The organism is Prevotella sp. HJM029 (assembly GCF_000599605.1).
GTDB lineage: Bacteria > Bacteroidota > Bacteroidia > Bacteroidales > Bacteroidaceae > Prevotella.
On sequence record NZ_KK082676.1, the window covers coordinates 19,026 to 27,202 of the forward strand.

Annotated in this window: 4 protein-coding genes and 3 pseudogenes; all 7 read right to left on the reverse strand. The window is 41.2% G+C overall.

Features of this window, described 5'->3' with window-relative positions; translation table 11 throughout:
- Window positions 1-1,155: a PDDEXK nuclease domain-containing protein gene (locus tag X919_RS0112865; RefSeq protein WP_028900459.1), complete on the reverse strand. Its 1,155-nt coding sequence runs from the start codon at window positions 1,153-1,155 to the stop codon at window positions 1-3.
- An 8-nt stretch (window positions 1,156-1,163) separates the two neighbouring features.
- A complete protein-coding gene (locus X919_RS0112870) occupies window positions 1,164-2,807 on the reverse strand; it encodes an HsdM family class I SAM-dependent methyltransferase (protein ID WP_081759476.1) in 1,644 nt (547 codons plus the stop codon).
- Window positions 2,808-2,811: 4 nt separating this feature from the next.
- Entirely contained in the window at window positions 2,812-6,000 is a 3,189-nt protein-coding gene (locus X919_RS0112875; protein WP_028900461.1) for a DEAD/DEAH box helicase family protein, read from the reverse strand.
- 6 nt (window positions 6,001-6,006) lie between these two features.
- Window positions 6,007-6,204, reverse strand: coding sequence for a helix-turn-helix transcriptional regulator (locus X919_RS0112880; protein WP_028900462.1), 198 nt, complete (start codon window positions 6,202-6,204; stop codon window positions 6,007-6,009).
- A 306-nt stretch (window positions 6,205-6,510) separates the two neighbouring features.
- A pseudogene (locus X919_RS17450) lies at window positions 6,511-6,768 on the reverse strand (helicase); the annotation flags it as partial.
- A gap of 296 nt (window positions 6,769-7,064) precedes the next feature.
- Window positions 7,065-7,246: pseudogene (locus tag X919_RS17325) on the reverse strand (hypothetical protein).
- A gap of 12 nt (window positions 7,247-7,258) precedes the next feature.
- Window positions 7,259-8,177 (reverse strand): annotated as a pseudogene (locus X919_RS15480) (IS1380 family transposase); the annotation flags it as partial.

Here is an 8,177-nt window from a genome sequence, read left to right on the forward strand (position 1 = left end):
TTACAGCAATTTCTTTAATTCGTCAATACTTGGCAGAGCTTTACGCAGTTTCTCTGGCATTTCTGCGGATGTCTTATAGGTTGCCACTCCCATAGGCTTGTCATATTGGCGCACCATATACTCTGCGTAGTTCTTGTTTGCGCTTCGACAAAGCACAATGCCTATCGTTGGGTTTTCATGCGGCTTGCGTATCTTGTCGTCAGCAATGGCAAGATAGGCATTGAGTTGTCCAAGATAGGAGGTTTTGAACTCTCCTGTTTTCAATTCGATTACAACCAAAGCATTGAGTTCTCGATTAAAGAATACGAGGTCGGGGAAATGCTCCACGCCATATATCTCCATACGATATTGATTGCCTACAAACGCAAAGTCGTGCCCAAAGGTCATAATAAACTTCTTGATATTGTGGATGATTTGCTGTTCTACCACACGCTCGTCTATATCTGCGGTATCACGTTCTCCTATTTCCTCAACATTGATGAAGTTTAGCAGATACTCATCCTTAAACGCCATAACCGCCTTACGTGCCAAATTTCCTTTACTGATAGTGGCTGTAAAGTTGTTGGGTATGTCGGACTGATGATGGTAGTCGTCGTTAGCCATCGCCTTCTTCAGAATTTCCACTGACATGTGTTCCTCGGCACAGCGATGGATATAGTACAAACGTTCATCAAACGACTTAACTTTGGCAAGAATACGTGAGTGATGGGTGAATGGAACCTTGAAAAAATCGTCTATTGGAAAACCTGCCGAATTTGTGAATTGCAATTCACGAATTGGCAACTGGAAATCTTCGGTATTATCTAAATCGTGAATCGCAATTAACGATTTATCCTTTTCTTCTTCGGCTTCCACAGATGTAGCATCCAATTCTTTCCATTCTTCATAGAAGATACGCATCAGTTTAAGACTATCTGCTGAATATCCTCGCAGTCCTGGCAGTAATTGGCGCAATCGGGTACTTATAGCTTCCAATGCACCAGTCCCCCAAGCTCCTTGTCGAGTGTTAGCCGAAACATATTTGCCCACACTGAAATAGGTTGCCAACTGAATGCGATTAACACCTTTGGCTGCTTCATACTGTCCTTGCAGAATAGCGTTCTTTATGGTTTCAGCCGCAATTTCGTATGCTTGTGATATATGATGTTGCTCCATAATCTATTTTACTCGTTAAATTTCAAACTATCCAACTGGCGCATGATTTCATTTTCAAGTCTGTGGCTTTCGGCAAACTGTTCTGTAAGTGTCTGACGGAAAGAAGCTATGCGATTCTTGAATTCTTCTTCGGTAATATCCACATAGTCAATCTTGATATCAAAATACTGACCTGCGGAGAAACTATAGCCTTTTTCTTTAATCTCGTCAAATGAAGGTGTAACAGAGAAATTCTCTACGGCTTCTTTGTTGCGGAAAGTTTCTACGATTTTATCTATTTCCTCTGCACGTAATTTTGTTTTCTGTATGCCGTTGTCTTTAATGGTCTCTCCAAGCTTGCTTGCATCTATCAATACAGGTTTATCCACTCCTGACTTGTCGATGAAAACAACGCTTACATTTGTCCCTGTATTGGCAAAGATATTACTTGGCATACTCACCACGCCACGCAAAATAGATTTTTCTCCATCTACCAAATGCTTACGAATTTTGTAAGCGATACCGTTCTTGGCTGTGATGAATCCCGTAGGGACAACGATAGCCGCTTTGCCATCATCTTTCAGACTATAAAGCAAATGTTGGAAGAAACAGAGATAAATCTCCATCCCCGCCTTGTTCTTGTTGGGGATATTGGGAACCCCAGCGAAGAAACGGCTCTTATAGGTGTCGTTCTTCAAATCGCTATGATAGTCGGAGAAGTCGAGTTTGAAAGGTGGATTACTGACTATATAGTCAAACTTCCGTAAAGATCCATCCTCGTTCTTATGGAATGGGTGTTTCAATGTATTGCCCTGTATGACATGTGTGAGCGAGTGGCTCATGCTGTTGAGTATCAGGTTCAGCATCATCATTGTAGAAGACTTGTCGCTGATGTCCTGTGTGTAAACCGTACAGTTCTGCTCACCTATAGCATGAGCCAAGGCGATAACCAATGTACCCGTTCCGGCGGAGGGGTCGTAGCAAGTAACACTTCTCACATCTTCAGATGGGGCAACAAGCAGTTTTGCCATGATTGCGGCAATGGAGTGAGGGGTGTAGTATTCAGCATAGTTACCCCCACCATTGGCATTATAATCCTTGATAAGGTATTCGAATATCGTAGAGAAGAAATCATAGCCTGCCTCAAAAGCATTCTCGAAGGAGAAACTTGCTACATCGCCAATTAGTGAACGACAGAAAGCATTTTTCTTGTTCGTACCACCAGACACCACATCTGAAATAGGCTTCATAATGGATATTCTCGTTTCGTCCTCATTGAGAATATAGAAAATCTCCTCATTTTCATTGGCGATACTCTCCAATGTAGAATCAAACAGCTCCGCAAACTTATCCTCATTCTGCCTTTTGGCAAGGAAAGGTATCAGATGTTCTTTTTTCAGAATAATAGTGTCAAACATGCTGTCGCACATTTCCTCGTATTCATCTTCGGTCATAGCATCCAAAGCCGCAAAGAAATCATCAGCCGTTGCCAAATCAGGCTTTTCTTTCTTTGCCTCGTAAATAAACTTGTCGTTGAGGAACTTATAAAGGAAAGTTTCTACGATGACTACATACTCGTTGCCACTTCCTGCCAAGCCGTTATTGGTTGTAGTACTCTTCAATCCGTCAATAAGAGCATACGTTTGCTGTTTTATTTCTTCTATATTGCCCATGTTTTTATCTTGTTACTTGGTATTCTCTGTTGATAACCTCACTTACATATTTCCGCACTTCACGATCGGTGTTGATTTGCCCTTCTTTGAAATGGCGTGTAACGTATGTAAGTATGTTTCTCTTGAAGTAAGCGGGTACTTCAAGTATTGCCTGATTATGGAAATACACATCATCCACATCTTCCTTAATGGCAAGGAGGATAACGGTCATTTTCTCTTTTTCTTCTGTCCAAGCATAATTACGAGGCGATGTCTTATGCTCAATCTCTTCCTTGTCTTTTTCTTTCAGGCGTTTCTCTACTCGCACGAACTTTGTATCACCATTATATTTAATGGCTTCCAAAGCATCACGCTCGTTCAATCGCTTGATGCGCTTCAGAATATCATTGACATTCTGAACTTTATCGTGCATATTGAACTCTTCTTGTGATTCCATTTCCTTCCTGCGGAAAAGTCGAAGAAACTCTTCCAAAATGGAGCGGTATTCTGGGTCTTCGGTATCCATACATGCTTGTAACTGCCTACGTGCATGCTCTACCGACTGCCTGTATTGCTCCTGTATCTCCAACTCTCCCTCTCCCCGTTTCTCAAAGGAGAACTCGATGTTCTCTAAAGCCACGTTAAGAAGTTGGCGAGTATTGGATTTCTCGTCAGCATTATCAATAAAGCCCAGCAAATCCAAACGATTTCGGGCAGCTTTTATTAAGTTATGGATGTCACTAATTTCAACGACTGCCTCTGCCTCAGAACCTTGTGCGGTAAGCATATTCTGCAAGCTGCGCATATCTTCAAGTGAACGCACAATGCTGCGGACCACTTCTCGGTCGTCCTCCATGTTGAGTTGTCGGGAGAATATCTCAGGATTCCCCAACTCATAGGGGGCAAGCACTTTTCTTGCCTCATCAACTCTTGATTTGGCTTCCTCCATAGTTACAAGAAGCCGATCGGTATGCTTGAGGTTGTCTTTCCCTACTTCATGCTCAAGCTCCTCTTGGTATTCTCGGTTGGTCTTGCTGTATTCCTCCTCTATGTTGGCAAAGTCCACCACATAGCCATACTTCATTTCTTTGTAAGGCCGATTGACACGGGTCAGCGTCTGGAGCAGGTTGTGCTCCTTAACCATACGGTGCAGGTAGAGCTTCTTTAGACGAGGTGCATCAAAACCCGTTTGAAGCATTTGAAACACGATAAGCAAATCTATCTTACCGTCTTTGAAAAGTTCTATCCACTTTGCTCTTGTTTCCTTGTCAAAGCTGTCATAGGTTATCAGTGCCGCACGATAGCAGCCTTTTCTGCAAGGGGTCTTCTTGGCCTCCATCTCTCCTGCGCTAATACTGCGATATACCGTTGCTCCATCCTCATCCCTTTCATTGTCAAGTTCGGTTTCATCGGCATACTTTTCAAGGAAAAGCCTATACATCATTTGCGCTTGCTCCTTGCTGTTGCATACCACCATACCACCCAAAGTGTTGTCTTCGTTTTTGACACGAAACTGCTGCAAATCATTTATCACATAGTCAAGGAGTGGCTGAACGTATGTTCTGTGTGCATACACATCGCTTTCCTTCACGCTATGTGACTTTACGCGGATGCTGTTCAAAGCCTCTTGCAACCTGATTTTATAATTGGAGCCTATATCTTCACGTATCAGGCGACGCGTATAGCCGTCCGCAATGGAGGCATTGTAGAAATAAGTGTGTATGTAATCTCCAAAAATGTCCTTCGTGTTGTATTCCTTGCTGATGATGGGTGTACCCGTCAAAGCTATTTTCACAGCATTACTGTCGCTGGATATAAGATTTTTTAGAAAACATCCATCAGGACTGTAATTGCGGTGCGCCTCATCAATGAAGTAGATGCGCTGCACAGGGACATTATAGGCATTCTTTGGCAAAGCCTTTGAATCGTTGGAAAACTTTTGTATATTCACGACGGTTATCTCTGGCTTGCCCTCTCTGTTCTGTGTGGTCAGTCCACTGCTGATAATCTTTGCGAAATCATCTTTTGTTTGCACCGAATTGACTTTGAGCCCCCTATATGAAAACTCTCTTTGGGCTTGTATCATCAAGTCCAAACGGTCAACAATGAAAAAGAATTGGGGAACAATCCCTTTCGAGGAATAATAGTCCGTCAGATACTTTACATTGTAAAAAGACAAGGCAGTCTTGCCACTTCCTTGCGTGTGCCAAATAATACCCTTTGTCTTTCCAGCTTCCAAATGGCGTTCAATGGCTTTGGTCGCAAACAGTTGCGGATAGCGCATAATATGCTTTTGGAGTCCATTTGTATAATCCACATAGGCTATGCCGTATTTCAGTAGAAAGTGGAAACGATTGAAAGAGAACAGACTGTCGCACATACGCTTGGTTGGGGTATTGGCAAAGCAATTTGTTTTGTACTCACTGCTGTTCTTGTATTGAGGCACATTGCTATCACGCAACAGGATTTCCTCCTCTTGCAGGGTTACTTGCCGAATATGCCGTTCTATGGGGAAACTATCCTGTCCTTCCTCACGGAAACAGTTGTATTTGGTGTTTTTCTTACCGATTGTGGCATAAAAAGCACCGATAGTTGGAGTTACCTCGTTGTTGTCGTATTCCATATCGTTGCTGAATACCATAATCTGGGTAAGGTTAAGAAAACGCCTGTATTTGGGATTTACGAAGCGTTGTTTCATACGGTCAGTTTCCGCCAGTATTCCTTTGTGATTGTTTTCTTTCTTTACTTCGATAAAAGCCAAAGGTAACCCATTAACAAAAAGCGTAATGTCTGGGCGATAGTTGTCACTATCCTTATCGCCACATGTCATTTCAGTAGTTACTTGGAAAGTATTGTTCTTGTAGAAATTTGCAGGTGAGGACAAATCTATGATTCTCTCGCCTGTATTAAGCAGGATTTCATTATAGAATTGTCGTCCCAAATCGTCATTCATTAGTGAAGACTGTATCTTTGCAAGTAGCTTTCCTGCCGCTTCGTTTTCTACATTTGGATTGAGCTTATTATAGGCTTCCGTGAAATAGCCTGTCAGAATATTCGTGAGAGGGTCAAACTCCGTCTTAGGAGCAATGACATACTTTGTTTTCAGGCCTTTAAGAGAAACATACTTGAATCCCATGCCCATAAGGTGCATAAGAGTTGGAAATTTTACTCTGCTGTCTTCGCAGAAAGCTGACTTTGATATTTTTTCTTCCATACCTGCTTACTTATTATCGACAATTAAGTCCTTGATATTCACGGATAGATATTCTGCTATTTTATTCAGCAAGTCCAAGGAGGGCTGTTTGCGATTGCTACAATACGCATTGATTGTGCTGAAACTTTTACCCAAATCCTTTGCCAATTGCGTTTGGGAAACTTCTTTTTCCACAAGCACGAGTTTTATTCTGTTCAGTTTCATCTTCCGGGCCTTTGATTAACAATTATCAAGTGCAAAGATAACAATTCTATTTCACTAAACCGCTCGTTTTGTGCTATATTTATGGCTGTATGCTATCTTTTTAACCGTTTGTAGTTATTGGAAAGTAAAAAATATGGAGCAAAAAGTTTTTTTCTTCAATTCTTATAGCTTTTCATAGGAAAATGATTATCTTTGCATCTGAAGATTAAGTATTCTTTGAAGCATTGCAGAATAAAGAAAGGAAAAGAAACTCGCTCATTTCCAACTCGTAACCCATTTACTCTTTATTCATTCTTATTTTGTTGATTATCTGAAAGATACAAATTTATCGAATCTTTTGCGCGCGTAGTCTGTTGCAATAAGCATCTTTGCCTTTTCCTCGCTCTCACTCAGAGGTGCTCTTCCCAAGATTGTGGCATCGCCACTCTTGGCAAACTCCATCAGCTTGCCGATAAACACCTCCTGTTCGGGTGTGGGTGGTATGTTATGCAGTATCTCATTCTTCTCCGGTCTGTCGATACCGATGTCCTTGGCAGTGCGAAAATCGCAAATCTCCGCATAAAAGTAATAGAAGTGAATGTAATCGGCTGATTACAAAAGGAAAACATAAATAAGAATAATAAAAGGTGAACGATTTGGAAACGAGCGAGTTTCTTTATCCTTCTTTATTCTGCATTACCTCAAAGAACTCTTTATTCTATTTTGCAAAGATATAAATTTTTCACAAGAAGGTATACGGATTTCAAGAAATTCATAGAAACATCACTGTATGAAATTGGAAAAATTGGAAAAAATATGAAAATCAGAGAAAAAAGATACCGAAAAATTTGTTGTAAACAATTTGGTTTTATATATTTGCGTCATATTACTCTATTATACTTCAAATCCGCAACAAAGCCCTTGAACGTCCTTATTGCGTTTACACGTCCTCTCATTACTGAATTTGCAGATAATTTGAACTTGAAGCACCCACTTCTGCCTACAATATCCCCTTACCCCACAATACAATGTGACTTGAGGCAATACACAATATCATTCCCATAAGTTGTAGGCACTATCCAAAATCAGTCTGGAAAACATCTGCGTAAGCATTATTACAGGTATAGATATTCAGCACATACCGCCTTGATGTCCTGATCCACTTGACTGGTACAGAGATAAACCTGAAGACAAACGCTTTTATGCGACTTGTTGCATTGAGTCCGAACTTCTTTACGTCAAGTCTTTGAATAATGGCCTTGTAAAAGTTACGGATAAGTGCTGTAAGAAGAAGGAACACTGTGTTCTCTGCCATGAAGGATTTGGGCAATCTGTCCCACCCGAAACCATTGTTCATATCATCGAAGATACGTTCCTTTTCTCCATGAAGGTTATAGAACTCGACAATTTCTCTTACGGAAGAATCATAGTCGTTAGTCAGGATACAACGGTATGTGTATTCTCCTTCCCAAAAATCCTGCACACCATCCATCCGTTTCTGTCTTTGAATCACAAGTCGATATGCCTTACCTTTCCACTTCTCAACAAGGATAGAGTTCAATTCAAACTCAATGCCATTGATTTCCTCAGTTTTCCAGCCTTTGAGTGCAAAGGTGTCATTGTAGATCGAACTGCAGCGATTAGCACGGATATAGAAGGACTTGCAGTGTCTTTCTATTTCCTCCACGATTTCCTCGGAACAAGATCCACAAACAGCCCTGAAGCGATTGATAATGAGCCCATTCTGTTCAAATCTCTCAAAGAACCTCTTCAGCGTGTCCTCCTGATGGAAACGAACATTTGTGTTACCATCGCTATTCTCTATACCGACTATCAAATCGCCAATAACCCCACGCCAGGACGATAACCAAGGAACTTTTTGTATGTAGGCTTTGCATCATACTTCTCTGTCTCTATGAACAGGTGGTCGAAATCAACATCATACATCTCACCCTCTTTCAGTTGGCCAGATGCAAATATACAATTGAGCAATA

Bases quoted from the DNA above. Each gene is read 5' to 3' on its own strand.
- X919_RS0112865 (WP_028900459.1), bottom strand. From the start codon at position 1,155: ATGGAGCAACATCATATATCACAAGCATACGAAATTGCGGCTGAAACC.
- X919_RS0112870 (WP_081759476.1), bottom strand. From the start codon at position 2,807: ATGGGCAATATAGAAGAAATAAAACAGCAAACGTATGCTCTTATTGAC.
- X919_RS0112875 (WP_028900461.1), bottom strand. From the start codon at position 6,000: ATGGAAGAAAAAATATCAAAGTCAGCTTTCTGCGAAGACAGCAGAGTA.
- X919_RS0112880 (WP_028900462.1), bottom strand. From the start codon at position 6,204: ATGAAACTGAACAGAATAAAACTCGTGCTTGTGGAAAAAGAAGTTTCC.